The organism is Sphingomonas arabinosi (assembly GCF_036663715.1).
Lineage (GTDB): Bacteria > Pseudomonadota > Alphaproteobacteria > Sphingomonadales > Sphingomonadaceae > Sphingomonas.
This window is the reverse complement of the sequence record NZ_JAXOJN010000001.1, coordinates 378,722-404,815: the sequence shown is the minus strand read 5'-3', so window position 1 is coordinate 404,815 and position 26,094 is coordinate 378,722. Positions and strand designations below refer to the sequence as shown.

Annotated in this window: 27 protein-coding genes; 6 read left to right on the top strand and 21 right to left on the bottom strand. The window is 66.3% G+C overall.

What is annotated here, in order from left to right; genetic code table 11:
- Positions 1 to 23 precede the first annotated feature (23 nt).
- The 3 genes from U1708_RS01880 (at position 24) to U1708_RS01870 (ending at position 3,177) form a co-directional block, all read left to right on the top strand.
- A complete protein-coding gene (locus U1708_RS01880) occupies positions 24 to 200 on the top strand; it encodes a hypothetical protein (protein WP_332742154.1) in 177 nt (58 codons plus the stop codon).
- 219 nt (positions 201 to 419) lie between these two features.
- Positions 420 to 1,664, top strand: a complete 1,245-nt coding sequence (locus U1708_RS01875; RefSeq protein ID WP_332742152.1) for a putative DNA modification/repair radical SAM protein — start codon at positions 420 to 422, stop codon at positions 1,662 to 1,664.
- Positions 1,665 to 1,791: 127 nt separating this feature from the next.
- Positions 1,792 to 3,177, top strand: a complete 1,386-nt coding sequence (locus U1708_RS01870) for a UdgX family uracil-DNA binding protein (RefSeq protein WP_332742150.1) — start codon at positions 1,792 to 1,794, stop codon at positions 3,175 to 3,177.
- Positions 3,178 to 3,308: 131 nt separating this feature from the next.
- Here the strand turns inward: U1708_RS01870 and U1708_RS01865 are convergent, their stop codons facing one another.
- Positions 3,309 to 4,106, bottom strand: a complete 798-nt coding sequence (locus U1708_RS01865) for an aldo/keto reductase (protein ID WP_332742148.1) — start codon at positions 4,104 to 4,106, stop codon at positions 3,309 to 3,311.
- A 94-nt stretch (positions 4,107 to 4,200) separates the two neighbouring features.
- Between U1708_RS01865 and U1708_RS01860 the strand changes: the two genes are divergently transcribed.
- Positions 4,201 to 4,833, top strand: a complete 633-nt coding sequence (locus tag U1708_RS01860; protein WP_332742146.1) for a DedA family protein — start codon at positions 4,201 to 4,203, stop codon at positions 4,831 to 4,833.
- On the opposite strand, the gene U1708_RS01855 is transcribed toward U1708_RS01860, so the two are convergent.
- The 12 genes from U1708_RS01855 to U1708_RS01800 form a co-directional block, all read right to left on the bottom strand.
- On the bottom strand, positions 4,824 to 5,531 hold the full coding sequence (locus tag U1708_RS01855; RefSeq protein ID WP_332742144.1) for a DJ-1/PfpI family protein: 708 nt from the start codon (positions 5,529 to 5,531) through the stop codon (positions 4,824 to 4,826). The genes U1708_RS01860 and U1708_RS01855 overlap by 10 nt on opposite strands.
- A gap of 554 nt (positions 5,532 to 6,085) precedes the next feature.
- Complete coding sequence (locus U1708_RS01850) at positions 6,086 to 6,601, bottom strand: hypothetical protein (RefSeq protein WP_332742140.1); 516 nt, start codon at positions 6,599 to 6,601, stop codon at positions 6,086 to 6,088.
- A gap of 59 nt (positions 6,602 to 6,660) precedes the next feature.
- On the bottom strand, positions 6,661 to 7,197 hold the full coding sequence (locus U1708_RS01845) for a demethoxyubiquinone hydroxylase family protein (protein ID WP_307087136.1): 537 nt from the start codon (positions 7,195 to 7,197) through the stop codon (positions 6,661 to 6,663).
- Positions 7,194 to 7,676, bottom strand: a complete 483-nt coding sequence (locus U1708_RS01840; protein ID WP_307089400.1) for a disulfide bond formation protein B — start codon at positions 7,674 to 7,676, stop codon at positions 7,194 to 7,196. The genes U1708_RS01845 and U1708_RS01840 overlap by 4 nt, the downstream gene beginning before the upstream one ends.
- A gap of 20 nt (positions 7,677 to 7,696) precedes the next feature.
- Complete coding sequence (locus U1708_RS01835) at positions 7,697 to 9,064, bottom strand: S41 family peptidase (protein ID WP_443029906.1); 1,368 nt, start codon at positions 9,062 to 9,064, stop codon at positions 7,697 to 7,699.
- 205 nt (positions 9,065 to 9,269) lie between these two features.
- Positions 9,270 to 10,442, bottom strand: coding sequence for a murein hydrolase activator EnvC family protein (locus U1708_RS01830; protein WP_332742130.1), 1,173 nt, complete (start codon positions 10,440 to 10,442; stop codon positions 9,270 to 9,272).
- A 3-nt stretch (positions 10,443 to 10,445) separates the two neighbouring features.
- Positions 10,446 to 10,868: a 23S rRNA (pseudouridine(1915)-N(3))-methyltransferase RlmH gene (locus U1708_RS01825; RefSeq protein ID WP_332742128.1), complete on the bottom strand. Its 423-nt coding sequence runs from the start codon at positions 10,866 to 10,868 to the stop codon at positions 10,446 to 10,448.
- 29 nt (positions 10,869 to 10,897) lie between these two features.
- Positions 10,898 to 11,305, bottom strand: a complete 408-nt coding sequence (rsfS, locus tag U1708_RS01820) for a ribosome silencing factor (RefSeq protein ID WP_131583613.1) — start codon at positions 11,303 to 11,305, stop codon at positions 10,898 to 10,900.
- A gap of 1 nt (position 11,306) precedes the next feature.
- Positions 11,307 to 11,921, bottom strand: coding sequence for a nicotinate-nucleotide adenylyltransferase (locus tag U1708_RS01815; RefSeq protein ID WP_332742123.1), 615 nt, complete (start codon positions 11,919 to 11,921; stop codon positions 11,307 to 11,309).
- Entirely contained in the window at positions 11,918 to 12,202 is a 285-nt protein-coding gene (locus U1708_RS01810; RefSeq protein ID WP_332742121.1) for a type II toxin-antitoxin system RelE/ParE family toxin, read from the bottom strand. Before U1708_RS01810 ends, U1708_RS01815 begins: the two co-directional genes overlap by 4 nt.
- Positions 12,199 to 12,453: a hypothetical protein gene (locus U1708_RS01805; RefSeq protein WP_332742119.1), complete on the bottom strand. Its 255-nt coding sequence runs from the start codon at positions 12,451 to 12,453 to the stop codon at positions 12,199 to 12,201. Before U1708_RS01805 ends, U1708_RS01810 begins: the two co-directional genes overlap by 4 nt.
- Before the next feature lie 31 nt (positions 12,454 to 12,484).
- Positions 12,485 to 13,747, bottom strand: a complete 1,263-nt coding sequence (locus U1708_RS01800; RefSeq protein ID WP_332742117.1) for a glutamate-5-semialdehyde dehydrogenase — start codon at positions 13,745 to 13,747, stop codon at positions 12,485 to 12,487.
- 77 nt (positions 13,748 to 13,824) lie between these two features.
- Here U1708_RS01800 and U1708_RS01795 point away from each other — a divergent pair, with 77 nt between their 5' ends.
- Positions 13,825 to 14,943 (top strand): DUF3667 domain-containing protein, encoded by a 1,119-nt coding sequence (locus U1708_RS01795; RefSeq protein WP_332742115.1) that lies wholly within the window; start codon positions 13,825 to 13,827, stop codon positions 14,941 to 14,943.
- 133 nt (positions 14,944 to 15,076) lie between these two features.
- Here U1708_RS01795 and U1708_RS01790 read toward each other — a convergent pair whose 3' ends face one another.
- The 7 genes from U1708_RS01790 to ruvB all read right to left on the bottom strand — a co-directional run bounded on the left by U1708_RS01790 (position 15,077) and on the right by ruvB (position 24,357).
- Complete coding sequence (locus U1708_RS01790; RefSeq protein ID WP_332742113.1) at positions 15,077 to 15,454, bottom strand: hypothetical protein; 378 nt, start codon at positions 15,452 to 15,454, stop codon at positions 15,077 to 15,079.
- Between the two features lie 63 nt (positions 15,455 to 15,517).
- A complete protein-coding gene (gene ftsH, locus U1708_RS01785) occupies positions 15,518 to 17,425 on the bottom strand; it encodes an ATP-dependent zinc metalloprotease FtsH (protein WP_332742593.1) in 1,908 nt (635 codons plus the stop codon).
- Positions 17,426 to 17,644: 219 nt separating this feature from the next.
- Positions 17,645 to 18,613, bottom strand: a complete 969-nt coding sequence (gene tilS / locus U1708_RS01780) for a tRNA lysidine(34) synthetase TilS (protein WP_332742111.1) — start codon at positions 18,611 to 18,613, stop codon at positions 17,645 to 17,647.
- 193 nt (positions 18,614 to 18,806) lie between these two features.
- A complete protein-coding gene (locus U1708_RS01775; RefSeq protein WP_332742108.1) occupies positions 18,807 to 19,727 on the bottom strand; it encodes a tetratricopeptide repeat protein in 921 nt (306 codons plus the stop codon).
- A 96-nt stretch (positions 19,728 to 19,823) separates the two neighbouring features.
- Positions 19,824 to 20,789 carry a helix-turn-helix domain-containing protein gene (locus U1708_RS01770; protein WP_332742106.1) on the bottom strand — a complete coding sequence of 322 codons (966 nt, stop codon included), beginning with the start codon at positions 20,787 to 20,789 and terminating at the stop codon, positions 19,824 to 19,826.
- 108 nt (positions 20,790 to 20,897) lie between these two features.
- On the bottom strand, positions 20,898 to 23,171 hold the full coding sequence (ptsP, locus tag U1708_RS01765) for a phosphoenolpyruvate--protein phosphotransferase (RefSeq protein ID WP_307087165.1): 2,274 nt from the start codon (positions 23,169 to 23,171) through the stop codon (positions 20,898 to 20,900).
- Positions 23,172 to 23,331: 160 nt separating this feature from the next.
- Entirely contained in the window at positions 23,332 to 24,357 is a 1,026-nt protein-coding gene (gene ruvB / locus U1708_RS01760; RefSeq protein ID WP_332742103.1) for a Holliday junction branch migration DNA helicase RuvB, read from the bottom strand.
- A gap of 53 nt (positions 24,358 to 24,410) precedes the next feature.
- On the opposite strand from ruvB, the gene U1708_RS01755 reads away from it, so the two are divergent.
- Positions 24,411 to 25,319: a 2-hydroxyacid dehydrogenase gene (locus U1708_RS01755; RefSeq protein ID WP_332742101.1), complete on the top strand. Its 909-nt coding sequence runs from the start codon at positions 24,411 to 24,413 to the stop codon at positions 25,317 to 25,319.
- A 156-nt stretch (positions 25,320 to 25,475) separates the two neighbouring features.
- Here the strand turns inward: U1708_RS01755 and ruvA are convergent, their stop codons facing one another.
- Complete coding sequence (gene ruvA / locus U1708_RS01750; protein WP_307087171.1) at positions 25,476 to 26,075, bottom strand: Holliday junction branch migration protein RuvA; 600 nt, start codon at positions 26,073 to 26,075, stop codon at positions 25,476 to 25,478.
- Between the last annotated feature and the right edge of the window lie 19 nt (positions 26,076 to 26,094).

The following is a 26,094-nucleotide window of genomic DNA, read 5'->3' as shown; positions in this document are numbered from 1 at the left end:
GCGTATCGCTTTATATAGACACGATGTTCCTGGACGAATCGAGCATCTGGCCGCGCAAGGAGGACCTGCCTCCCCGCAAGCCCGTATATCGGCATGAGAAGGCGCTGACCCGCCTGATCTTCGTCTACCTTTTCCTGCTCTTGTTCCTGCCCGTCAGCTTCGGCGGCATGGTCGATCTGATCCGCTACCTGATCGACTGATCGATCGCTGTCCTACACGCGCGGATCCTGCCAGCGTCCCGACGCCTCGACCGCTGGAATTCATACCCCCGAAACCGACCCCGACGAAACTCTCCCAGCGTCTATACTTTCTATACTTCACTCTGCCTGCATGACCGAGAACCGGCCCGTATCAGCGACATAGCGACAAGTTGATCTCCATCACTCGACACCTCTTTTCGCGGAACGTAAGACGAACGAATGGCCCAACTCGACACCCGTGAAAAGCTCGAGATCCTGGCCGATGCCGCCAAATACGATGCGTCCTGCGCGTCGTCGGGCACGACCAAGCGCAATTCGAAGGACGGCAAGGGGCTCGGCTCGACCGAAGGCATGGGAATCTGCCACGCCTACGCGCCCGACGGCCGATGCATCTCGCTGCTCAAGATTCTGCTGACCAACAGCTGCATTTTCGACTGCCATTACTGCATCAACCGCAAGAGCTCGAACGTCCGCCGCGCGCGCTTCACGGCGAAGGAGGTCGTCGATCTCACCATCGCCTTCTACAAGCGCAATTATATCGAGGGCCTGTTTCTCTCGTCCGGCATCATCGCCTCGTCCAACTACACGATGGAGCAGATGGTCGAGGTCGCGCGGAGCCTGCGCGAAGACCATCATTTCCGCGGCTACATCCACCTGAAGACGATCCCCGACGCCGATCCCGAACTCGTCCACCAGGCTGGGCTGTATGCGGATCGCGTCTCGATCAACGTCGAACTCCCGACCGCGAACGGCCTGAAGCGCCTCGCCCCCGAGAAGGACGGCGTCCGCATCGAAACGGCGATGGCCGAAGTGAAGGCCTCGATCATCGACGGCAAGGACGCCAAGGCCAAATACAAGTCCGCCCCCCGCTACGCCCCCGCGGGCCAGTCGACCCAGATGATCGTCGGCGCAGACGCTGCGACGGACGGCGACATAGTCCGCAAAGCCTCGACCCTGTACGACCGGTTTGGCCTCCGCCGCGTCTATTATTCAGCGTTCAGCCCGATCCCCGACGCAAGCGCCGTCTTGCCCCTGCAACGTCCGCCACTGATGCGCGAGCACCGCCTCTATCAATCCGACTGGCTGATGCGCTTCTACGAGTTCCAGCCGCACGAAGTCATCGCCGCCGCCGACGACGCCACCGGCATGTTGCCGCTCGACATCGATCCCAAGCTCGCCTGGGCGCTGAAATTCCGCGGATCGTTCCCCGTGGACGTCAACCGCGCCCCCCGAGAAATGCTCCTCCGCGTCCCCGGCCTCGGCGTAAAGGCGGTCAACGGCATCCTCACCAGCCGCCGCTGGCGCCGCCTGCATTTGGCCGACATCGCCCGCCTGACGGTCTCGGTCGCCAAGCTCCGCCCCTTCATCATCGCCGAAGACTGGCGCCCGGTGGCCTTGGCGGACCGAGCCGAACTCCGCCCCCTCGTCGCCCCGAAACCCAAGCAAATGGAAATGTTCGCGTGAGCACCGCGCGCACCCTGCCCCCCTCCCTGAAAGGGAGGGGTCGGGGGTGGGTTGGCCAGAGGCACGCGCAGCATTCCCTCGAAAACAACCCACCCCCGCCCCTTCCCCTCCAGGGAGGGGAGTAGAAGTGCGCGTAGTAACCCTGTCCGAACCCGACGACTTCGACGGCTGGCGAGACGCAGCCCGCGGCCTGATCGCCGAGAACGTCCCCCCCGACGACGTCGTCTGGCAAGTCGGCAACGAGCCCACAGACCTGTTCGCCACCGTCGTGGACCCCGCTCCGGCCCCAGCCCCAGGCGCATTCTCCGTCCCCCGCGCCTTCCTCGACCTAGCCCGCAGCGCCATCCTCGGCACAGACCCCGAGCGCTTCGCCCTGCTCTACACGTTGCTGACCCGCCTCCGCCAAGAACCCAAACTGATCGAAGACCGCGCCGATCCGCTCGTCCGCCGGCTCGACCGCATCGCCAAGGACGTCCGCCGCGACATCCACAAGATGCGCGCCTTCCTCCGCTTTCGCGAAGTCGAGGAGGATGGCGGAACCCGCTTCGTCGCGTGGTTCGAACCCGACCACCACATCGTCCGCGCCAACGCTGCGTTCTTCGTCAACCGCTTCGCCAGCATGCGCTGGTCGATCCTGACGCCCGAAGTCTCGATACACTGGGACGGCAAGGCGCTCAGCGAAGGCCCGGGCGCGAACAAGGCGGACGCGCCCGACGGCGACCCGACCGAGGAGGTGTGGAAGACCTATTACGCCAGCATCTTCAACCCGGCCCGTGTGAAGATCGGCGCGATGCTGAAGGAGATGCCGAAGAAATACTGGAAGAACATGCCCGAAACCGCGCTGGTGCCGGGCCTGCTCGCGGCGGCACAGGCGAGGGAGAGCGGGATGATCGCCAAGGCGAGGGACACGGTCGGCGGCAACAGCCTGATCGCCTGGGAAGCGCTGCGCGACGAGGCCGCCGGCTGCACCCGCTGCCCGCTCTACAAGCCGGCGACTCAGACCGTGTTCGGCGAAGGCCCTGTCGACGCCCCGCTGATGTTCGTCGGCGAACAACCGGGCGACCAAGAGGACATCGCCGGCCGCCCCTTCGTCGGCCCCGCCGGCCAGATGTTCGACAAGGCGATGGCCGAAGCCGGCGTCGATCGCTCCCGCGCCTACGTCACCAACGCGGTGAAACACTTCAAGTTCGAACAACGCGGCAAACGCCGCATCCACGCCAAGCCGGAAGCGGGCGAAATCGACGCCTGCCGCTGGTGGATCGAGCAGGAGCAGATGCTGATCAAGCCGAAGGTGACGGTGGCGCTGGGTGCGACCGCGGCGCGCTCGCTGTTCGGCAAGGTAATGACGATAGGCCGAGAACGAGGCCGCGCGTTGCAGCTACCCGACGGCGGCGAAGCCTGGATCACGGTGCATCCAAGCTACCTACTCCGGTTGCCCGATCCGGCGCAGGCAGCAGAGGAATATGAGCGTTTCGTAGAGGACCTGCGGACGGTCGGCAGCCGGATTGCTTGATCACCGAACGACCAATTTTCTCCGTCATCCTGACGAAAGTCAGGACCCAGAGCCACACAGCGCAACGTCCGTCACCCTGGGTCCTGACTTTCGTCGGGATGACGGAGGAGGTCGGAGAGCCTCCCGCCCCATCACATGCTGTTCGGCTCACGTCCCAAACGACCCGCCGGATCATCAAGCGCTCCGATCCCAGCCATATCCTCGTCATCCAACGTCAGATCCAACGCCGAGAAATTGTCCGCGAGGTGCTCCGCATCCGAAGCCTTCGGAATAACCGAAAAGCCGTTCGCCAGATGCCACGCAAGGATCACCTGCGCCGCACTCCGCCCATGTTTATCGGCGATCCGAACGATGGCCTCGTCCTGCAACAGCGTCTTCCCCTGCCCCAACGGACTCCAGCTCTGCGTCACGATGCCGTGCGCCTCATGATACTTCCGCTGCTCGCGCTGCTGGAAGTTCGGATGAAGCTCGATCTGGTTGACCGCCGGAGTCACCCCGGTCGCAGCGACGATCGCATCGATATGCTCGGGCAAAAAGTTCGAAACGCCGATCGACTTGGCCTTCCCGGCGTCGCGCAGCGCGATCATCGCCTTCCACGCGTCGACGAATTTGCCCTCGCTCGGCACCGGCCAGTGCATCAGGTACAGACCGACCGATTCGACTCCCAGTAGCGCAAGACTCTCGTCCATCGCCGCTTCCGCATCGCCCTGCCGGTCGTTCCAAAGCTTGGTCGTCAGGAACGCGTCCGACCCCTTATAGCCGTCACCTACGCCGCGTTCGTTCTCGTAGATCGCGGCAGTGTCGACCAACCGGAAACCGATATCGAGCCCGCTGCGGACGATCGCTGCAACCTGGCTGTCGGGAATCTGCCACGTACCCATGCCGAGCTGGGGCATCGTGCGGCCGTCGTTGAGTGTGAGATCTGTCATGCCACACCAGCGAACGAGGCGCGTGCCGGTTCCGATGCGCCGGTTCCGCTTTAGGGCTTCCCTTCGGAGCCAGCTTCGCGCAACTCGCAAAACCATGTTCGAAAAGATTCTGGCCGTGCTGGCCACCTTCACGATCGGCGTCATCTCGTCCGGTGGCTATGTCGGCATCGCCCTGCTCATGGCGATCGAGAGCGCGTGCATCCCGCTCCCGTCCGAGATCATCATGCCGTTCGCCGGCTATTTGGTCTCGACCGGCCGGTTCGACCTGTATCTTGCCGCGACCGCGGGCGCGATCGGATGCAATCTCGGCTCGATCGTCGCGTACGAAGTCGGCAAGCGCGGCGGTCGCCCGATGGCCGAACGCTGGGGCCGGTTCGTCCTCATCGGTCCAGGCGAGCTCGACGCAGCCGACCGCTTCTTCGCACGCTGGGGCTCGATGGCGGTGCTGATCGGGCGCCTGCTGCCCGTGATCCGCTCGTTCATCGCCTTCCCCGCCGGCATCGCTCGGATGAAGCTGGTACCGTTCCACCTCTACACCTTCATCGGGTCGTGGCCGTGGTGCTTCGGCCTCGCCTGGGTCGGCATGAAGCTCGGCGACAAATGGGACAGCGACCCGCGCGTCAAGGCCGCATTCCACAGCGCCGACCTGCTCATCGGCGTGGTCCTGATCGCGCTGGTCGCCTTCTACATCTGGCACCGGGTACGCGGGCTGAAGCGTCACCCTTGAATATCCCGGGCATACCCCCGACGCTTTGCCAGCGCGCGCAGGTCGTCGTCGCGCGTAGGGACTAGCGAGTGCATGCGGCGCTGATACGCCGCGACGATTTCCGAACCGGCGCTGGCGGGTGAACCACTGTCGAATGGCGGCGCGGGATCATATTCCAGACCGAGCTGAACAGTTCGCGCATGAGCCTCGCCGCGGATCATCGCGGTCAGCGCCAGCGCGAAGTCGATCCCCGCAGTGATGCCGCCGCCCGTGACGCGGTTGCGATCGACCACGACGCGCGCGTCGACCGGGATCGCATTGAATAGCGGCAGCATGTCACGTTGCGCCCAGTGGCAGCCAGCACGGTAACCATCGAGCAGTCCCGCCGCCCCGAGGATCAACGAGCCGGTGCAGACGCTCGTCACCCAGGTCGCGGTTGCGCCGATCGCCTGGACCCACGCCATCGCTTCGTCGTCGGCGATCACGTCGTTGGTGCCGAAACCGCCGGGGACGCAGAGGATGTCGGCGTGTTGCACGTCGGCGAAGGTCGCGGTCGGCAGGATCGAGAAACCGGCGTCGGTCGGGACCGGGTCGAGCGTCTTCCACACGAGATCGAGCCGGGCGTTGCCGAGCCGCGACAGGACCTGGGCGGGGCCGGTGAGGTCGAGCTGCGTGACGTTCGGAAACAGCAGGAAGGCGATGCGCAGGGGTTTGGTCATGCCGGAATTCCTAGCGAGAGGTTCTTGGGGCCGGGAATCGCGAGATCGTTGCCAATCAGCCTAAGGCGCGGGGAAATCACGCCAATCCAGAATCGGCCAAGGCGCGCGCGCGAGTGAAGTATAGGAAGTATAGACGCTCGCGCAGCATTCTCGTCATCGACCACCGCACGATTGGTGGCAGTCTCGGCTATCGGGCTCTGGGTGGCTGCTGACGGCATTCGCGGATCCTGTCATGCTCGGTCCATGTAGGACAGCAGGGGGCTGACGGCGTCAGGCGAGCAGCCGCGTGGCGCGCGGGGGCGCTGGCCGCTCGGCGCTCGGCGCTCGGCGAGTAGGTAAGGCGTCGACGCCATACCGCGCATATCGCTACGAAGGCGCGAGCGGGTGTGTGCAAACCGACGGCCAGCGGATCGGAACGCGCTCCCCTCCCTGGAAGGGAGGGGTTGGGGGTGGGTTGGCCAATTTGGGCCACTGGGGTTCGAACATGCGGAAACCGACCCACCCCCTGCCCCTCCCTTTCAGGGAGGGGGAAGAAGGGCTGTTTCGCGACAGCCTTATGGGAGGACGGGCACTTCCGCGGCGCGCGTCTTGTTCTCCAGGCGGGACTCGCGAACGCGCTGGCCGAAGCAGCCGGTTGCACCGCCAGCACCGACGGCGGAGCAGCTGCCGATCGTGTTGACGCCGGACCCTGCGTCCATGGTTCCCTGCGCCTTGGTCGCCCAGCTCGCATTCTCGGGCGTGACGACGAACTCGCGGAGCTCCTTCGGCACGCGGTATTGCTCCTGCGCGCTGCGGCGGACGCAGACGACGATTTCCTCGCCGTTCTGGTTGGTCGGGCAGCGTTCGTTGCCGAACAGGGTCAGCACGCCGTTGATCGGCGCACTGCGCGAGACTTCGCCCGGGGCAGAGATCGTCTTCGCGTTACCGGTCGCGCCGGGCAGGGCGGGCGCCAGCGTCGGTGCCTTGGCGGGCAACTGCGCCAGCGTGGGCGGTGCAGGGCGCACGGGCTGAGCCGTCTGCGCCATCGCAGGCCCGGCGACGATCAACGCCGCCGCAAAAAGCATCTTCATACGCATCACTCCCACAATCCGTATTCTCATTACCCGCCGGTCTTCTTCTCGACCGTATCTCAAATCCGCTTGGCGGTAGCGATCGCGACCTTGCAACCCAGGCGGATCAGGCCGCTCAGCACCGGATAGCCCGGCGTTTCCTCGGCACCCGCGGCGATCGCGGTATTCTTGTGCTCGAGTTCCTCGGCCTGAAAATCGAGAATGGCTGCCGATAGCTCAGGGTCGCTGGCGCCAAGCTGAACGAGCTGTTCCTCGTAATGCTTGTCGATCTCGGTCTCGACCGCCGCCGTGCACGCCATCGCAGCCCGCGGGCTGATCGCCGCGGTCACCGCACCGAGCGCGAAGCCCGCGACCTTCCAGATCGGCTGCAGCACCGTCGGGCGGACGCGGCGCTCGACGATCATCTTGTCGAAGAACGCGCGGTGGCGCTCCTCCTGTTGCGCCATGTGGTGGATCGAGCGCGACGCCGGGTGACGGTCGCCAAGCACGGCCAACTGGCCCGCATAGATGCGGATCGCGCCATATTCGCCGGCCTGGTCGACACGGATCATCGAGTCCGTCGCCCGCTTGGCGTCTCCTGGCTTCCAGCCGCTCATCTCGTCTTCCTCATGAGAGCGAATATGGTGAACGCACCGGCGAGGGAAAAGATGGCGTTGAAGCCGGCGAGCGAGATTCCGAACAGTTTCCACTGCGGCGCATCGCACCGCACCATCGGCGCATTCATGATCGCGGCAAGACGCTCGGCCGCGGTCGTGCCGGCCATCGAGACGGTCGTCGTGCAGGCGGTGAAGCCGTTCCACCAATGATATTCGACACCGGCATGCGCGACGCCGATCAGCCCACTGAGCCCGATCAGCAGTCCGGCGATGATGACGAGCGAGGCCCGCAGCGAGCGACCGGGCACGAAGAACGTCGCGCCGGCGATCAGCACCGCGGAATAATGTGGCCAGCGCTGCCAATGGCACATCTCGCACGGGTACAGCCCGCCGAGATATTGCGAGCCGAGCGCACCGAGCAGCAGGAACGCCGGCAGCAACAGCGCGATGGCGCGCGCGATCTCTTCGTTTTTGGTCATGCCAAGGCCACGACGCACGCTCACTTGGTGGGCGCCTTGGTGGCGTCGGGGGCGGTAGGATCGGGCTTGATTGGCCGTGGCTTGGTCGCGGCGGCAACCTGGACCGGGCCGCCGAGACGCGCGACGGTCCTCAGCGCGTAATAAAGCTGGAAATCGTCGATGCCCTGCTTCTTCAACTGCTCGGGCGTCTGCGAGAAGCGAGGATCGGTCTTGGTATCCTCCTCGAGCACCGCGTTATCGGCCTTCACCTCGTTGATCAGGTGCTTGCGCAGATCGGCTTCGCGGAACACCGGGCGCGACTTGTAGTCGGGATCGGTGAGCTGCGGCACCTTGATGTCGGGCTCGATCCCGCCCTCCTGCACCGACCGGCCCGACGGGGTGAAGTAACGCGCCGTCGTCAGGCGAAGCGCGGTCTGAGGCCCGAGCGGGAGCACGGTCTGGACCGAGCCCTTGCCGAAGCTGCGCTCGCCCATGATCAGCGCGCGGTGATGATCCTGCAGCGCGCCGGCGACGATCTCGGATGCGGAGGCGGTGCCGGGATCGGTGAGGACCACGACCGGCAGGCCATGCGCGTCGTCGCCGGGCTTCGCGTAATAGCGCTCGATATCGGTCTTCTCGCGGCCGCGTTGCGACACGATCTCGCCGTGATCGAGGAAGGCATCGCTGACTTCGATCGCCTGAGTGAGGAGGCCGCCGCCATTCTCGCGCAGGTCGACGACATAGCCGAGCGGGCGGTGGCCGAGCGACTTGTCGATCGCCATGATCGCAGCGCGGGTGTCGGCGCCGGTATTCTCGCTGAAGGTGTTGATGTTGATGTAGCCCACGTCGCCGCGGACTTCCCATTTCACCGGCTTCTGGACGATGATCTCGCGCATCATCGTCACGTCGAGCGGCTTGTCGCGGCCGGGACGGACGAGGCCCAGCGTGATCTTGCTGCCGGGCTTGCCGCGCATCTTGCCGACCGCCTCGTCGAGCGAGTCGCCGTAGATCAGCTTGCCGTCGATATGCGTGATGTAGTCGCCGGACTTGACGCCGGCGCGGGCGGCGGGGGAGTCTTCCTGCGGGGAGACGACCTTGATCGCGCCGTCCTCCATCTGCACCGTGAGCCCCAGACCGCCGTAATTGCCTTCGGTCATGATCCGGAGGTTTTCGTAGTCGAGCGCGTCGACATAGCTGGAATGCGGATCGAGGCTGGCGAGCATGCCCTGGATCGCGCCCTTGATCAGCGTCTTGTCATCGACCTTGTCGACATATTCCGCCTTCACGCGGTTGAACACGTCGAGGAACTGGTCGAACTCGCGATAGGTGTCGGTGTCGACCGCCGCCATCGCCGAGGTGGCGAGCGGGATCAGCGTCAGCGCGCCGACGATCGCCGTCGCGGTAAGCATAGGAGCACGAATAGGACGGGGCATCGATGGTCCTGCAACCTGAGAAAAAACGTGTCGTACAGTCGTAACGGCGTAGCGTAGCGGAACGCCGGCGGCAACGCGCGCGCGGAGTGAAGACGGGTGGGGGTTAATGGGGGCTGACTGGGGGCTTTCGGTTCCTCTTGCGGGCGATGATCGAGAAGCAGCTGCCCACCGGGTTGGCCGATCAGCGCGGTCCTATAAGTGACGCCGCATCGACCGGCCGACCCCGGCGCCGGAGTTCGACGGTGATGCGCGGCTCTTCGCCGAGGGCGTTTCCGATCGGCGTACCCATCGCGATGCGGTTGCCGGGCTTTGCCGACGTTGCGGCGAGGCCCGTGACGAGGCTGGTCCAGCCATCGGCATGGTCGATGATGACGATGACCCCGTAATCGCGAAACCGGCGGGCGTAACGGATCGTCCCCGCGGCGGGAGCGACGACGCGCGCGCGCGGAGCGGTGGCGAAGGTCAGGCCCCGCGATCGAACACCGGAGTCAGAGAGTTCGTCGAAACCCGTGACGAGCTTGCCGGACACCGGCATGCAGTACACGCCGCGTGGTGGCGCCGGGGGCGTTACCCCCGGCGCGATCGGACGGGGAATCGGTCCGGCGAGTGCGATCAGGCTTGCCGCGGTTGCCTTGGCATCGGTGGTTGCCGCCATCCCGTCTACGAGATCGCGTGCGCGTTCGCCGAGCGCCAGCGCGCGGTCGGACTCGCTGAGCGCGCCGCGGCCAAGGGCCTGGCTACGCTGTCGATGGCGTGCCTCGAGCTTGGCCAGCGCGATGCGGTCGTTCTCCAAGCGTGCGCGCCCATCCGAGAGCGCCTTGGCAGCGAGTGTCGCACTCGCCCGCAGGCGACGCGTTTCAGCGATTTCGATTCGAACCGTCTCGGTACGCTGGCGGACAACGGGGAGCACGCTGCCCAGCACCGCGCGGACGTGGACGAGGTCGTCGATCGACCCCGGCTGCGCGACCGCGACGATCGTCGGGCGCCGAGCCAGCGATTCCAGCGCAGCGATCAGTTGGGAAACGGGGGCTTGCGCACGCGCCAGCCTGGCACGCTGGTCGGTCAGCAGCCGCTCGACGAGTGTCACGCGGGCACTGGCGGTGGTCAGGTTCGCCTCGGCGGCGGTGACGCGGGCGGCCAGAGCCTGCTCCTCGCGGCGTGCCTTGTCGGCGGCGTTGCGTTCCTGGGTGGCAGCAGCGGCGAGCCTGGCGGCACGGGCAGTGGCGATCGCGGCATCGCGTTTCGCCGCGACCAGGCGTTGCTGCTCGACCGACAACTCCGGCGCCTTAGTTTGCGCGGTTACGCCACCCGCTACGGCGAGCAGTGCCGCGACGAGCCCCGTCTGCATCCTCATCCATCACCCTTCGCGGTGATAGGGGTGGTTGGCAAGGATGCTGGTCGCGCGGAAGAGTTGCTCGGCGAGCATCGCGCGCGCGAGCAGATGCGGCCAGGTCGCGCGGCCGAACGAGAACAGCAGGTCGGCCTCGTCGCGCGCCGCGTCGTCGAAGCCATCCGCGGCGCCGATCATGAACCGCGCTTCCCGCACGCCGTCGTCGCGCCACCGCTCGAGGTGTCGCGCGAACTGCGTCGACGACAGCGTGTCGCCCTTCTCGTCGAGCAGGATGCGCTTGGTCTGCTCGCCGACCAGCGGAATCTTGCCACCGGTGTCGGGGAGCTCGCTGACCTTGGTCGGCCAGACGATCCGCTTCAGATAACGGTCGACGAGGTCTGCCTCGGGCGAGCGCCCGATCCGACCACGGGCGACGATGTGGAGCAGCATGATCGGACCTGGGGACGCTTCTGGGTCGGTTAGTCTTCGTCGGTGAAGGTCGGTACGGGCGGCGGCGTCGGTGCGTCGCCGAACGCCCACATCCGCTCCAGATTGTAGAAGCTGCGGACTTCAGGGCGGAACAGGTGAACGATGACGTCGGTCGCGTCGATCAGGACCCAGTCTGCGGTCGGCAGGCCTTCGATCTTAACCGGACGCTTGAACTCGGCCTTGATCCGCTCGGCCAGCTTCTGCGCCATCGAGGCGACCTGGCGGGTCGAACGACCGCTGGCGATCACCATGTAATCGGCGATGCTGGTCTTGCCCGCGAGCGGGATCGAGATGGTCTCGACCGCCTGGTCGTCGTCGAGCGACGCGAGGATCAGGCGATGCAGCGCCTCAACCTCTTCGGGGTCGGTCGCGCGAGGGGCAGTAGGGGAAGTGGCCAAGTCAGCTCCTGGGTAAAACTACCGGACCAGCAACATGCTGAACCCAGTCGGGATTTTTGGCACGCAGGCCGGTTGCGGAGGTCGGGTCGGGTCGGAAGCGCAACAGCACGAGGGCCGGCAATCTCCACGTCGTCCAGCTCTTCGCATGGTCTGTGCGCCGTTGGAAGCGCCGCAGCCAACCCATCGCGGGGGCCGCGAGGGCGCGCCCGTCATATCCCGGACGCGCGATTACCGCAATCGGAACCTCGCGGGCGATCTGGCGCCAGTTCTTCCACCGGTGGAAGTCGGCGAGATTATCCGCCCCCATCAACCAGATGAACCGGATTTTCGGGTAGCGCCGCTTGAGCTTGCGGATCGTGTCGAGCGTGTAGCGGGTGTGGAGCCGCGCCTCGATATCGGTCGCGCGGATTGGAGCGCGGCGGGCCATCACGCGGGCGGACGCGAGGCGCGCGGGGAGCGGCGCCATGTCGTTCGCGGCGTCCTTGAGCGGATTGCCGGGAGACACGAGCCACCACGCCTCGTCCAGCGCGAGCGCATCGATCGCCGCAAGCGTGATGCCGCGGTGGCCGCGGTGCGCGGGATTGAACGACCCGCCGAGGATGCCGACGCGGGTCATAAATTCCGGGGAGCATCTCGTCGCGCGTGCATCACGCGAACGATATCGATGCCGTCGGGAAAGGGACGGTAGAGAATGAAATATTCCGTTCCGCGAATGGACCATTTTCGGATATCGCCCGCGAAGATCGGCCCAAGATATGGATTATCAGCCAATAGCCGAGCAGCACCCATCGCGCTGGTGCCGACCCTACGCACGAAGTCCGGCGAATAGCCCTGAAAGTATCGGTCTATATCACCCAGGTCCGCGAGCGCCGAGGCGGACCAGATCGCACGCCTCACTCGGCCGCTATGTCGCGATGGCGCGCCTCGAACCACGCCTCGACCTGTTCCTGCGTATAAGATCGGCCGGCATCGATATCATCGATCCCTTCCTGGACGAACGCTGCAAGCTCGATGTCCATTCGCGTCGCAGTATCAACGACCGATCGTACATACGCATCGACCGACATGCCACGCCACGCAGCGGCAGCCTTCAGCGATGCCAGCAACTCCGCATCAAGATCCAGGGTCAGCGAAGCACGCTCTGTCATGCGGCAAGAATATGCTTCTGCCAGCGCTTTATCAACCGCGCACCTGGCCGGTGCCGCGGCCGATCCATTTGTAGGTGGTGAGGCCTTCGAGCGCGACCGGGCCGCGCGCGTGGAGGCGGCCGGTGGCGATGCCGATCTCCGCGCCGAGGCCGAACTCGCCACCATCGGCGAACTGGGTGGAGGCGTTCCAAAGGACGATCGCGCTGTCGACCGCGGTCAGGAAGCGTTCGGCGACGCCAGCATCCTCGGCGACGATCGCGTCGGTATGGTGCGAGCCGTGGCGGGCGATATGCGCAACCGCCGCGTCGAGGCCATCGACGATCGCGACCGAGGCGATCGCATCGAGATACTCAGTGTCCCAGTCCGCGGCGTCGGCGGCGACGATCTCGGGGACGAGCGCGCGCGCGCTCGCGTCGCCACGCACTTCGCAACCCGTTGCCGCGAGACCTCGGATCAGGGCCGGTGCGTCGGCGTAATCCCGGTCAATCAGCAGCGTCTCCATCGATCCGCAGACGCCGGTGCGGCGCATCTTGGCATCGGCCACCACCGCCGCCGCCATCGCAGGGTCGGCCGACGCATCGACATAGACGTGATTGATGCCGTCGAGATGGGCGAGGACGGGAACGCGCGCTTCTGCCTGAACGCGGGCAACCAGGCTCTTGCCGCCGCGGGGGATGATCAGGTCGATCATCCCGTCCGCCTTCAGCATGGCACCGACGGCCGCGCGATCGGTGGTCGGCACGAGTTGCACCGCATCGACGGGCACCCCGCCCGCTTTCAGTCCCTCGACCAGCGCCGCATGGATCGCGCGATTGCTGTTCACCGCTTCGGACCCGCCGCGCAGGATCGCTGCGTTGCCGGCCATCACACACAGCGCCGCAGCATCCGCGGTGACGTTGGGGCGGCTCTCGTAAATGATGCCGATGACGCCGATCGGTACGCGGACGCGCGAGAGCTTCAGACCGTTCGGACGCTCGCTGGCGTCGATCACCTGCCCGACCGGATCGGCGAGCGCAGCCACCGCCGCGACCCCGTCCGCCATCGCCGCGACGCGCGCATCGTCCAGCCGCAACCGATCCAGCAGCGCGCCCGACAAACCGGCGTCCGCTGCACGCGTCATGTCCTCCGCGTTCGCCGCAACGATTTCCGCCGATGCCGCCCGGATCGACTCCGCCGCCGACGCCAGCGCCGCAGCCTTCCGCGCAGACGGCATCGATGCCAGCACCAGCGCGGCCGAGCGAGCGCGGCGACCCATTGCGGCGATCAATTCGGTCGGATTTTCTGCGTCGGCCATGGCCCGCGCGCTAGCATGCGAAGCCCCTCGCGCCAACGCTGAGAACTCGTTACGCTACCGATATTACAGGGGGACTCATGACCGGAGATATCGAAGCAGCGGCGGATATCGCCACGGGTGCCCTGGTCGGGCGCGCGTTCGAACCGAAGGCGGGGGGCGCCTATGGTGCGCGTGCCGGCCATGGTCCGGACGATGCGCTCTGTCTCAACTGCGGGACCCGGTTGATCGGCGAGCATTGTCACGCCTGCGGGCAGTCCGCGCACGTCCACCGTTCGCTCGGCGGGATCGGGCACGAGATCGCGCACGGGGTCTTCCATTTCGAGGGCAAGATCTGGCGGACGTTGCCGCTGTTGATCCTGCATCCCGGCACACTGACGCGTCGCTACGTCAATGGCGAGCGCGCGCGGTTCGTGTCGCCGCTCGCGCTGTTCCTGTTCACCGTCTTCCTGATGTTCGCGACGATCGGCGCGGTCGGCGCGGTCGGCGGCGCAATGACCAAGGACTTCCTCCAGGACAAGCGCTCCGGAAAGACGTCGGATTATGCGCACGAGGCGGCGAAGGCTCGCGTCGCGCTCGACAGGATCGAGGCGCAAAAGGCGGCCGCGGTGAAGGCGGGTGCGACCTATTCGGGAGAGCCGATCGCCGCCCTCGACCAGCAGGCAAGCGCGCTTCGCACCACCGTTCGTGCACTCGGCGTGGCGGCGGATATGCAGGACGGTGCCGCCTACGGCACGGTCATCGATCTCGGCGACTTCAAGACCGGTTGGGAACGACTCGATCACGGCATCGCCAAGGCTAACGGCAATCCGGGGCTGATGCTCTACAAACTCCAGACCAGCGCGTATAAATACAGTTGGGGCCTTATTCCGCTCTCCGTGCCGTTCATGGCGCTGCTGTTCCTGTGGCGACGCCGGCATCATCTTTACGATCACGCGATCTTCGTGACCTATTCGCTGGCGTTCATGATGCTGCTCACGATCGCGTTGATCGTCGCAGGCGTAATCGGTGTCGCGGAAGGCTGGATCGTAATGGCGGCGCTGTGCGTGCCTCCTGTCCACATGTTCGCGCAGCTTCGCGGGGCGTATTCGCTGCGGAAGCGGTCCGCGGCGTGGCGCACGGTCGCGCTGCTGACGTTCGCGTTCACGGTCCTGTTGGCGTTTATCGTGCTGTTGTTGCTGCACGGTTTAACGGACTGATCGCAGTAAGGCGACCTCTCCAACCTCCGTTCGTGCTGAGCGAAGTCGAAGCACCTTTGACGAAGCATGCCCTTCGACTTCGCTCAGGGCGAACGGATAAAAGAAGACCTCCTCAACCCTTCCCCCAGACATCTCAGCGGCAAGGGTACAGGTTCGCCAGAACACGCGCGTAGCCTTCCTTCAGGGGGCGTTTCCGGTAGCTGGCGGGGAGTTCGTTCAAGCCGTCGAGCATGTCCATGATGCCGACCGATTGGCCCTCCGGAACGCAGGCGATCGGCGGCTTGCCGACCGCAGCGCGGGCGGCGCGTTCTGCTTTGAGTTGGTTGGTCGCCGCCTTGGCTTCGGCCTTCAGCGCGGGAAGATCGGGCGACATCAGTGCCATAGGACCCTGGTCGCGAAGCGCGTTGGCGCGGGCCAGAAACGTGCCAACGGTCATCGCCGCGCTCGCCGGGATCGCCACGCCGATCATCAGCAGCGCCGCGACTACAGCTTTGGAACGCGAATACGACATGGGCGGCCTTTCCGAGAAAAGACCGCCCATGGAGCTACTTAAGTGACTGACGAGTGAACCGGATCACGCCCCCAGCGGGGTCGGTGTCCCGAACGGCCCCGACGGACGCCGTGTCTTGGGGATCGACGTACCCGCACGCGGAACGGTCGATGCCTTCGCACCCGGATCCGGACGATCGAGATCCTCGCCGGCGATCAGCTTCTTGATCTCGTCACCGGTCAGCGTCTCGAATTCGAGCAGCGCACCGGCCACCGTGTGGAGCTGGTCGACGTGATCGCTCAGCACCTGCTTGGCACGGTCGAGACCGCCTTCGACGATCCGCTTGATCTCGTCGTCGATCAGCTGCGCGGTCTGGTTCGACATGCGTGACGGACGGCTCGACGAGTAACCCAGGAATGACTCGCCCTCGGGCTCGCCATATTCCAGCGGACCGACCTTGTCCGACATGCCCCAGCGCGTGACCATGTCGCGTGCCAGACCCGTAGCGTACTGGATGTCGCCCGAAGCGCCCGACGAAACCTTGTCGTACCCAAAGATGACTTCCTCGGCGACACGGCCGCCCATCGATACCGCCAGGTTCGCGTACATCTTGTCGCGGTGATAGCTGTACGAATCACGCTCGGGCAGACGCATGACCATACCCAGCGCACGACCGCGCGGGATGATCGTCGCCTTGTGGATCGGATCCGACGCGGCCTCGTGCATCGCGACGACGGCATGACCGGCCTCGTGATACGCGGTCATCCGCTTCTCGTCGTCGGTCATGACCATGCTGCGACGCTCGGCGCCCATCATGACCTTGTCCTTGGCCTCCTCGAACTCGGCCATCGCCACGAGACGCTTGCCTTTGCGCGCCGCATGCAGCGCCGCCTCGTTGACGAGGTTGGCAAGATCCGCACCCGAGAACCCAGGCGTACCGCGCGCAATCACGCGAGCGTCGACGTCGGGCGCCAGCGGCACCTTCTTCATGTGCACTTCGAGGATCTTGATGCGACCCTCGATGTCCGGCCGCGGCACGGTGACCTGGCGATCGAAACGGCCCGGACGCAACAGCGCCGGATCGAGCACGTCGGGACGGTTGGTCGCGGCGATGATGATGATGCCTTCGTTCGCCTCGAAGCCGTCCATCTCGACCAGTAGCTGGTTCAGCGTCTGCTCGCGCTCGTCGTTGCCGTTGCCAAGACCGGCACCGCGGTGGCGACCGACCGCGTCGATCTCGTCGATGAAGACGATGCACGGTGCTGACTTCTTGGCCTGCTCGAACATGTCGCGGACACGGCTAGCACCGACGCCGACAAACATTTCGACAAAGTCCGAACCCGAGATCGTGAAGAACGGCACGCCGGCCTCACCCGCAATCGCGCGGGCGAGCAGCGTCTTGCCGGTACCCGGCGAGCCGACCAGCAATGCGCCCTTGGGAATCTTACCGCCGAGGCGTGCGAACTTGGTCGGGTCCTTCAGGAACTCGACGATCTCCTCAAGCTCTTCCCGCGCCTCGTCGATGCCTGCCACGTCCTGGAAGGTGACCTTACCCTCCTTCTGCGTCAGCATCTTGGCGCGCGACTTGCCGAAGCCCATCGCGCCCGAGCCCGAGTTCTTCTGCATCTGCTTGAGCACGAAGAACGCGATGCCGAGGAAGAGCAGGAACGGCAGCGACTGATACAGGAGCAACGCCAGCATCGACGGACCCTCTTCGGGCTTCGCGCTGATCGAAACGCCCTTGTCGCGCAGCTTCGGCACCAGCGTCGAGTCGGGGATCGGATACGATTTGAACTTCTCGCCCGAAGACAACGTCCCCGAGATGATATCGCGCGAGATGTTGACGTCCTTGACGGTGCCCTCATCGACCTTGTCGAGGAATGCCGAATAGGCGATCGTGTTACCGGACGACGCGGCCGTGCGGCCGTCGAACATGGTCACGAACAGCGCCAGCGCGAGCAGGATGCCGACCCAGATCAACAGGCTTTTCATCCAAGGATTGCCGCCGCCGTTTTCGGGACCGCCATTGCCGGGGCCGTTTCCGGGGCCCTGGGGCTTCTGACCGCGGTTGTCGTTGTCGCTCATGGGTGCACGATACCTTTCACCGCACAAGATAAGCGTGCGCGGGTTAATGGCAATGGAACAACGCGCGACTTGCGTTGATCAGTGTGAACGGACGGGCACGTTACGTGGAAGGGCTACGGGCCGCCTCTACGCGGCACCTCTACGAGGGGGCGCCTCGCGGAAGCGCCAGACGTCGCCGCGGACGCTGGCGATGATCCCGGCTTGCGTGGTGCGCTTGCCCGCCATCAGCGAGTCGAGCAGGCTTTCGATGTTGGCAGCCTCGGTCCATTCGGGCGCGACGATGCCCGCCTCGGTGCGAACCGCGCCGATCGCACGGCGGGCGAGGCGGCGCAGGATTTCACGGGGCAGCTTCTCGACCGCGAGCTTCACCTCGCCCCCGCCGACCTTTGCCCGTTCGGCCCAGATCCATTCGACCATCGCGCGGACGTCGGTATCGGTCTCGGCGAGCGCAGCGGCGGCGCGTGCGAGGTTGGGCGTGCCGAGCCATTCATTCTCGCCGAGCAACCGGCGGAAGCGCGTGCGATCGTGACGGTCGTCATGGTTCGAGGGATCGTCGAAGAACGGGACCTCCGCACGACGGACGATGGCGCGGAGTTCGGCACGGCGCCAGTCGAGCAACGGACGGACGACCGTCACGCCGTGGATTTCGGTGCGCGCGCGGACGCCGGCGAGACCGGCGAGGCCTGAACCGCGGGCGGCGCGCATGAGGAAAGTCTCGGCCTGGTCGTCGGCGTGATGGCCGGTGACGAGGGCCCCTGCCCCGATCGCGCGGGCGTGATCGGTAAGCAGCGCGTACCGCGTGGTCCGCGCCTGCGCCTGGATGCTCGCGCCGGTGATCGGTTCGCTCGGCGCCAGCGTGGCATGGGGGACGCCGAGCGTCGCGCAGTGCGCGGCGACCATCGCGGACTCCTCCACCGCCGCGGGGCGGAGGCGGTGGTCGATGCTCGCGACCGTGAAGCCGGGCGGGAGCGCTTCGTGCGCGAGGGTGAGCATCGCCATGCTGTCGGGGCCGCCGGAGACGGCGAACAACGGATTGACGATGTCGCTGGCGATCCGCGCAAAGTCGGTGGCGAAGCGGCGGCCTTCTTCGGTCATGCGCTCAAACCGATGACGCCCGAGCGGGCACCACCCCGGCGGAGGCCGGGGCCCAATTGGGGGACGGTAATGACCGAGCGCGGCCCTCCGTTACGACCACCTTGCCAGCTGGGCTCCGGCCTCCGCCGGGGTGATGCTGGTGCGCGACGTGAGATCACGAACAGGGGATCACCCACGCGCACCAAAACACAGTTTACTTGCACTTCGCCGCGCTGCGCCCGGCGGCGACCTGCCCCTTCATCGCCGACGCCATCTTCGCGCCATAGACGTCGTTCAGCTCGTCATACACCTTGCACGCATCCGCCGACTTGTTGAGCTTGGTCAGCGCCTGGCCGAGGTACAGCAAGCTGTCCGGCGCGCGCTCCCCCTCGGGCATCTTCTTGTAATTGTCGTAGAACGCCATCGACGCGAGGCTTGGCTTGCCCTCGTCGAGATACGCGCGGCCAAGCAGGTTCTGCGCATAGCTCGCGCGCTTGCTCTTCGGGTATTCGGCGACGACCTTCTTCAGTTGCGCCTCCGCCTGCGGATACTGCTTGGCCGCCCATAGACGGTAGCCGTACATATATTCGTCTTCCGCCGGATCGCCGGTCGACGGCTTCTCGACCGAAACCTTGGTCGGTGCCGGAGTGGTCGGCCGGGACGCCGTCTCGGGGCGCGTGGTCGGGCGCGAAGGACCGTCGCTCGACTGGTCATCGGACTCGATCGGGCCACCAGCCCCCGTCGCGATCGGCGCGGGGCCGGTCTCGAGCGTCTTCATCCGCGCGTCGTTCGAACGGCGGTAATTGTCGAACGCATCCTGCAACAGGCGCGTACGGTTCTGGTTCTGCTCGATCTGCTCCGTCAGCGACGTCATCTGCTGCTCCAGCGACGTGACGCGCTGGTTCACGTCGGCGAGAGCACTGGTCGCGGGCGAGCCAGGCCCAGGACCCTGCTCGCTCTGCGGCGCGCGCACTTCGGGCTGGAGCATCTGGCCGGCACCACCCGGGAAGACCTTCCGCTGGACCGCGCGCATTTCGCTTTCAAGCTTGCCGACGCGGCCCTCGACATTTTGTGCCTGTACGGCATTGGGCAGCAGCGCCGCGAGGCAGACGCCGACCAGAATTGACTTACGCATGGGCCACACCCCCCGGTGGATTGGTTAATCGTCCGGGTATACCTGCGCTACCCTTCCTGTCGCCAGCCTTAAGGCCCCGGCGATTGTCTGCCGCAATCACGGATTGGGCGTTGCCGTGGCGGCGGACGGCGGGTTGGCGGCAGCGTCCAGGTTGGCGCGCTGCGTTTCGCTCATCCGAGGACGCTGCGTGCGCGGACGGATCGGGCGCGCGCGATCCGACGGGCGCGTCGAGGCGGTCTCGACGTCGGACGGCGTGGCCTGGGGCTCGGGCGTGCCGGCGATCCGCGCGGCGATCGCCGGCGCACCGACCCGCACGTCCTTGATCGCACGCTCGCCGGTACCCAGCGCCGGCGCCGCGGAACCGTTGAGCGTCACCGCCAGCTTGTCCGCGCGACCGATGTTGATCTTCGGGTCCTTGGCATCCTTCGGCACGTCGAACTTCTCGCCGGGCTTCATCGTGCCGAGGTACAGCGTCTTGTTGTCGGCATCGTAGACCCGCATCCACACCTCGTCCGAGGCGGTCAGCGTGACCTGTCCATCGGCAGGCGTAGCCGGCGCCGGCACCGGTTGCGCGGTCTGCGCGGCGGGGTTCGGTGCGGTTTCGGCGATCGGCGTCGTGGTCGAGGAATTGCTCGATCCGCGGAACATGTCGGTACCGTACCAGAGGCCGACCAGCACGAGCACCGCGATCGCCAGCCCCAGCGCGACGATCGCAATCCCGCGTGAAGGCACGCGCGACGGATCGGTCATCTCGTACGGTTCGTACTCAGGCTTCTTGCTGCCCATTTTCGCGACGTCGCTACGGACGAGGTTCGCGATCTGTACCTCGTCGATGCCCATCGCGCGCGCATAGGCACGGCTGAACCCGACCGCGTAGGTCGAGGATGGCAGCGTGGAATAATCGGACGCCTCGATCGCTTCGAGGTGGCGCAACGGTACACGGGTCCGCGTCGCGATGTCCGCAACGGTCAATCCCTGCGTCTCGCGCGCCTTGCGGAGAATGTCGCCAGCACGCTCTGGTTGCGCCGGTGCTGCGTTCTGGCCGGTTTCGACCTCGTCCATTCTTATCTCCGAACGCGGGCGCGTAGCGTTGCCCGCCATGTCACCCGTCTTTCAGAGGCCCCCAGCCGTGTCAACGCACCGCGCGCCTTAACCGCAGCTTTCCGCGGATCAGACGATTTCGACGCCGTTTTCGGTCGCCCATGCCGTCAGCGCACCGCGCATGTCGCGCGGCGGATCGGCCAGCAGCCCTGCCATGTATTTGGTGAGCGCCGCGCGATCGAGCGAACGCGTCATCGCCTTGATCGGGCCGACGGCCGCAGGAGTGATCGACAACCTATCGATCCCGAGCCCGATCAGCGCCATCGCCTCCAGCGGACGCCCGCCCATCTCGCCGCACACCGCCAGGTCGACGCCCGCCGCGCGGACCGGTGCGACCAGCCGCGCGATGAAGCGGAGGATCGACGGGCTGAGCCAGTCGTAACGCTCGGCAAGCTTCGGGTTGGCGCGATCGGCGGCGAACAGGAACTGCGTGAGGTCGTTGGTACCGATCGACAGGAACTCGATCCGCGGCAACAGGATGTCGAGCATCTCGGCGAGCGCCGGCACCTCCAGCATCGCACCATAGCGGATCGCCAGCGGCATTTTCCGCCCGCGCCCCTCCAGCCAGGTCCGCTGCGCCTCGAACAGCGCCCGCGCCTCGTCGAATTCCCACGGCTCGCTGACCATCGGGAACATCACGTTGAGCGTGCGGCCCGCGGCCGCCTCCAGCAACGCCCGCGCCTGCACCTTCATCAACCCGTCGCGCTCCAGGCCAAGGCGCAGCGCGCGCCAGCCCATCGCCGGGTTCTCCTCGTCCGAATCTTCCTTGTTGAGATACGGCAGTGCCTTGTCGCCACCGATATCGACGGTACGGAAAATCACCGGGCGATCGCCTGCCGCGTCGAGCACTTCGCGGTAAAGCCGCTGCTGGCGCTCGCGCTGCGGCAATGTCGCGGAGACAAGGAACTGGAACTCGGTGCGGAACAGGCCGATGCCGTCGGCCCCGGTAACGTCGAGCGCCGCCACGTCGTCGCGCAGGCCGGCGTTGACCATGAGCGTCAGCCGGTGGCCGTCCTTGGTGATCGGCGGCACATCGCGCAACGCCGCGAACGCAGCCTTGCGCTTCTGCCGCATCGCGAGCCGCGCATCGAACGCCTCCTCCATCGCCGCCGACGGCCGCGCGAAGACGTTGCTTTCGGCGCTGTCGAGCAACAGCATGTCGCCCTCCGCCACGAGGCGGCGGATGTCGCGGACGCGGCCGAGCACCGGCACGCCCATCGCCCGCGCGACGATCGTGACGTGCGCGGTGAGCGACCCTTCTTCCAGGATCACGCCCTTCAGCCGCCGCTTGTCGTATTCGAGCAGTTCGGCGGGCCCGAGATTGCGCGCAATGAGAATGGTGTCCTGCCGCAAGCCCATCTGCGCGGCGGTGCCCATCTGGCCGGAGACGATGCGGAGCAGCCGGTTCGACAGGTCCTCCAGATCGTGCATCCGGTCGGCGAGCAGCGGATCGTCGATCTGGCGCATGCGCTGGCGGGTGCGTTGCTGGACGCGCTCGATCGCCGCCTCGGCGGTCAGGCCGGAGTCGATCGCCTCGTTGATCCGCCGCGCCCAGCCCTCGTCGTACGCGAACATCTTGTAGGTCTGGAGCACTTCGACATGCTCGCCGCCCACCCCGAATTCGGCCTCGCGCGTCATCCGGTCGATGCCTTCGCGCATCTTGTCGAACGCCGCGTAGACGCGGTGACGCTCGGCGTCGGTGTCCTCGGCGACGGTGTGCTCGATGGTGATCCGCGGCTGGTGATAGACCGCGAAGCCCGCGCCCATGCCGTCCACCAGTTTCTGGCCGGGGATGCGCATCGCCGCGGTCGACTGCGGACGATCCGCGCCGCCGCCGGTGGTGTCGATCAGCCCGGCATTGGCGATCAGTTCGGACAGCACCATCGCAACCGTCTGCAACGCCTCGATCTCGACGTCCGCATATTTGCGACGATCGGTGTGCTGGACGGCCAGGACCCCCACGGATCGCTCGCGGCGGATGATGGGGACGCCCGCGAAACTGTGGAAGCGGTCCTCGCCGGTTTCGGGCTTGTAGGCGAAATCGGGATGGCTCGCGGCTTCGTCGAGGTTGAGCACCTCGACGTCCTCGGCGATCGTACCGACGAGCCCCTCGCCGAGCGCCAGCTTGGTGACGTGGACCGCCGCCTGGTCGAGGCCGCGGGTGGCGAACAGTTCGAGCACGCCCTCGCGCAGCAGGTAGATCGAGCAGACCTCGCTGTCGATCGCGGTGGCGATGATGCCGACGACGGCGTTGAGCTTGGCTTGCGCGGACGTGCGCGACGCCATCACGTCGTGAAGGCTGGTGAGGATTTCGCGGGCGGAGGCGGCGGCCGAAAGGGGCATTCGCGTTGGCTATCAGATGAAACGCTTGGGTGCCACGCAACAAAAGCAGTGTCGGGGCGAAGTTCGATCGATCTGTGGGCGGGGATTCTTACAAGCGAGGATCGATAGCGTCGAACACTCCTTCGCTTCCCCCCTCCCTGGAAGGGAGGGGGGTAAGAAGTCAGGTGTCGAACAGGCCGTCCTGGCTGCCGGCCGGCGGGTTCAGGCCTAGATGCTTCCAGCCCCCCGCGTTCAGGAACCGCCCCCGTGCCGTCCGCGCGATCAAGCCCAACTGGATCAGATACGGCTCGATCACCTCCTCGATAGTATCCCGCGGCTCGCTCAACCCCGCCGCCAGCGTCTCCACCCCCACAGGCCCCCCGCGATAAATATCCGCGATCATCATCAGATACCGCCGGTCCATCGCGTCGAGCCCGAGCGAATCGACCTCCAGCCGGTTCAGCGCCGCGTCCGCCGCCCGCGCGTCGACCGTGTCATGCCCCGCCACATTGGCGAAATCGCGCACCCGTCGCAGCAATCGCCCGGCGATACGCGGCGTACCCCGAGCGCGCCGCGCAATCTCCATCGCGCCATCCTTCGCGATGCCGAGCCCGAGCAACCCAGCCGCGCGCGTCACCACCCGCTCCAGCTCCTCGACCGTATAAAATTGCAACCGCACCGGGATCCCGAACCGATCCCGCAGCGGCGTCGTCAGCAACCCCTGCCGCGTCGTCGCGCCGATCAGCGTGAACCGCGGCAAATCGATCCGCACCGACCGAGCGCTAGGCCCTTCGCCGATCATCAGGTCCAGCGCGCGGTCCTCCATCGCCGGGTACAGCACCTCCTCGACCGCCGGCTGCAACCGGTGGATCTCGTCGATGAACAGCACGTCGCCATCCTCGAGATTGGTCAGCAACGCCGCGAGATCCCCCGACTTCGCGATCACCGGCCCCGAAGTAGCGCGAAACCCCACCCCCATCTCCCGCGCGACGATCTGCGCGAGCGTGGTCTTGCCGAGCCCCGGCGGCCCGAAGAACAGCACGTGATCCAGCGCATCGCCGCGCGATTTCGCCGCCTGGATGAAGATCCGCAGATTCTCGCGTGCGGCCTTCTGCCCGACGAATTCGTCGAGCGTCTTCGGGCGCAGCGCGGCGTCGACGTCTTCGGGACGCTTCGCGGCGGTCAGGATGCGGTCTGTATCGGTCACACCCTGCGTTAGCGCGCTCGCGGCGAAGGGGGCAAGGCGGCTATGGGTGCGGGATGACGAACGAAACCGCGCAGCCCGACCTGTATCTGCTCTCCGGAGTCTCGCCTGCGCTGGAGACCGCGCTCGCCGAGCGCTTCACGCTACACCGCCAGGATCCGCCGGCGACGACGCGCGTGATCGTCGGGGGCGGGAGCAGCGTGGTCGACACGGCGTTGCTCGATCGCCTCCCCGCGCTGGAGATCGTCGCGATCCACGGCGTCGGTCACGACGGCATCGACCTCGCCGCGACCAGCGCACGCGGCATCGCGGTCACCACCACGCCCGACGTGCTGACCGACGACGTCGCGGACCTCGCGATCGGGCTGATGCTGGCGGTGCAACGGCGGATCGTCGCCAACGACCGCGTGGTGCGCGATGGCGGCTGGCAGGTCGACCTCGCGCGCCGGGCAAGCGGGCGGCGGATCGGCATCTTCGGGCTGGGCCGGATCGGCAAGGCCATCGCCAGGCGCGCCGCACCCTTCGCGAGCCAACTCCATTATACGGCACGCTCCGCCAAGCCCGATTTCGCGGGCGTGTTCCATGCCGACATCGCGTCGCTCGCGGCAGCGTGCGACGTGCTGATCATCGCCGCACCGGGTGGCGATGCGACGCATCATATCGTCGATGCCGGTGTTCTCGCAGCGCTCGGCACGGACGGCATCCTCGTCAACATCGCGCGCGGCAGCCTGGTCGACGAACCGGCGCTGGTAACGGCGCTTCGGGTCGGGACGATCGCAGGCGCGGGGCTCGACGTGTTCGCCGACGAACCGTCCGTTCCGGAAGCGCTCAAGACGATGGAGCAGGTCGTCCTGTCACCACATCAAGGCAGCGCGACCGTCGACGGGCGGGCGGCGATGGCGGCACTGGTCGTTGCCAATCTGGACGCGCATTTTGCCAGACGACCGCTGCCGACTGCACTCTGAAACAGGGACTTTGAAAAACCAAGCGCCCCCCCTTTTCCGTTCGCCCTGAGCGAAGTCGAAGGGTGTGCCCCAAGTGAAGGTGCTTCGACTTCGCTCAGCACGAACGGAGGATGGGAACGAGCGAAGGCTTAAGAACGAACCGAGCCGGTCCGAACCCTAAGACTTCGACGCCTTCCGCAACGCCAACCGCACCAGCGCATCGAGCGAGGCCCCCGCCCCCAGTTCCTCGTCCGCCGCAGCCACCGCCACGCTCGCCTCGTTCGGCCGGAACCCCAAATTGAGCAACGCCGACACCGCATCCGCCGACGCCCCCGGCGCGGCGTTGACCACAGCCGGCCCGAGCCCGAGCGCAATGCCGCCGACCTTGTCCTTCAATTCCATCACGATCCGCTGGGCGAGCTTTGGCCCCACCCCGTTCGCCCGCGCGACCATCGCCTTGTCGCCACTCGCGATCGCGCGTGACAGATCGACCGGCTCCAACGCAGACAGGATCGCCAACGCAACCCGCGCGCCGACCCCCTGCACGCCCGTCAACAACCGGAACCAGTCGCGCTCGTCCGCGCTGGAAAACCCCACCAGTCGCTGGAAATCCTCGCCGACCAGCAATTCGGTAAAGACGGTACACGCCTCGCCGACCGGCCCCAGCGCGGACAAGGTGCGCGCCGACGCGCCGACGAGGTAGCCGACGCCGCCGACGTCGATCACGGCATGGTCGATGCCGGTCGAGTCCAGCCGTCCTTTGAGATGCACGATCATTGTGTCACGCGGTAGAACA

What these genes read in the sequence shown, in the direction of transcription:
- ftsH (WP_332742593.1), bottom strand. Translation starts at nt 17,425, where the DNA reads ATGAAAAGCCTGTTGATCTGGGTCGGCATCCTGCTCGCGCTGGCGCTG.
- U1708_RS01880 (WP_332742154.1), top strand. Translation starts at nt 24, where the DNA reads ATGTTCCTGGACGAATCGAGCATCTGGCCGCGCAAGGAGGACCTGCCT.
- U1708_RS01775 (WP_332742108.1), bottom strand. Translation starts at nt 19,727, where the DNA reads ATGCGTAAGTCAATTCTGGTCGGCGTCTGCCTCGCGGCGCTGCTGCCC.
- U1708_RS01815 (WP_332742123.1), bottom strand. Translation starts at nt 11,921, where the DNA reads ATGACCCGCGTCGGCATCCTCGGCGGGTCGTTCAATCCCGCGCACCGC.
- U1708_RS01805 (WP_332742119.1), bottom strand. Translation starts at nt 12,453, where the DNA reads ATGACAGAGCGTGCTTCGCTGACCCTGGATCTTGATGCGGAGTTGCTG.
- U1708_RS01800 (WP_332742117.1), bottom strand. Translation starts at nt 13,747, where the DNA reads ATGGCCGACGCAGAAAATCCGACCGAATTGATCGCCGCAATGGGTCGC.
- U1708_RS01845 (WP_307087136.1), bottom strand. Translation starts at nt 7,197, where the DNA reads ATGAGCGGCTGGAAGCCAGGAGACGCCAAGCGGGCGACGGACTCGATG.
- tilS (WP_332742111.1), bottom strand. Translation starts at nt 18,613, where the DNA reads ATGACCGAAGAAGGCCGCCGCTTCGCCACCGACTTTGCGCGGATCGCC.
- U1708_RS01850 (WP_332742140.1), bottom strand. Translation starts at nt 6,601, where the DNA reads ATGAAGATGCTTTTTGCGGCGGCGTTGATCGTCGCCGGGCCTGCGATG.
- U1708_RS01795 (WP_332742115.1), top strand. Translation starts at nt 13,825, where the DNA reads ATGACCGGAGATATCGAAGCAGCGGCGGATATCGCCACGGGTGCCCTG.
- U1708_RS01860 (WP_332742146.1), top strand. Translation starts at nt 4,201, where the DNA reads ATGTTCGAAAAGATTCTGGCCGTGCTGGCCACCTTCACGATCGGCGTC.
- U1708_RS01835 (WP_443029906.1), bottom strand. Translation starts at nt 9,064, where the DNA reads ATGCTTACCGCGACGGCGATCGTCGGCGCGCTGACGCTGATCCCGCTC.
- U1708_RS01855 (WP_332742144.1), bottom strand. Translation starts at nt 5,531, where the DNA reads ATGACCAAACCCCTGCGCATCGCCTTCCTGCTGTTTCCGAACGTCACG.
- U1708_RS01865 (WP_332742148.1), bottom strand. Translation starts at nt 4,106, where the DNA reads ATGACAGATCTCACACTCAACGACGGCCGCACGATGCCCCAGCTCGGC.
- U1708_RS01790 (WP_332742113.1), bottom strand. Translation starts at nt 15,454, where the DNA reads ATGTCGTATTCGCGTTCCAAAGCTGTAGTCGCGGCGCTGCTGATGATC.
- ptsP (WP_307087165.1), bottom strand. Translation starts at nt 23,171, where the DNA reads ATGCCCCTTTCGGCCGCCGCCTCCGCCCGCGAAATCCTCACCAGCCTT.
- U1708_RS01825 (WP_332742128.1), bottom strand. Translation starts at nt 10,868, where the DNA reads ATGCTGCTCCACATCGTCGCCCGTGGTCGGATCGGGCGCTCGCCCGAG.
- U1708_RS01830 (WP_332742130.1), bottom strand. Translation starts at nt 10,442, where the DNA reads ATGAGGATGCAGACGGGGCTCGTCGCGGCACTGCTCGCCGTAGCGGGT.
- ruvA (WP_307087171.1), bottom strand. Translation starts at nt 26,075, where the DNA reads ATGATCGTGCATCTCAAAGGACGGCTGGACTCGACCGGCATCGACCAT.
- U1708_RS01755 (WP_332742101.1), top strand. Translation starts at nt 24,411, where the DNA reads ATGACGAACGAAACCGCGCAGCCCGACCTGTATCTGCTCTCCGGAGTC.
- U1708_RS01770 (WP_332742106.1), bottom strand. Translation starts at nt 20,789, where the DNA reads ATGGACGAGGTCGAAACCGGCCAGAACGCAGCACCGGCGCAACCAGAG.
- U1708_RS01875 (WP_332742152.1), top strand. Translation starts at nt 420, where the DNA reads ATGGCCCAACTCGACACCCGTGAAAAGCTCGAGATCCTGGCCGATGCC.
- U1708_RS01840 (WP_307089400.1), bottom strand. Translation starts at nt 7,676, where the DNA reads ATGACCAAAAACGAAGAGATCGCGCGCGCCATCGCGCTGTTGCTGCCG.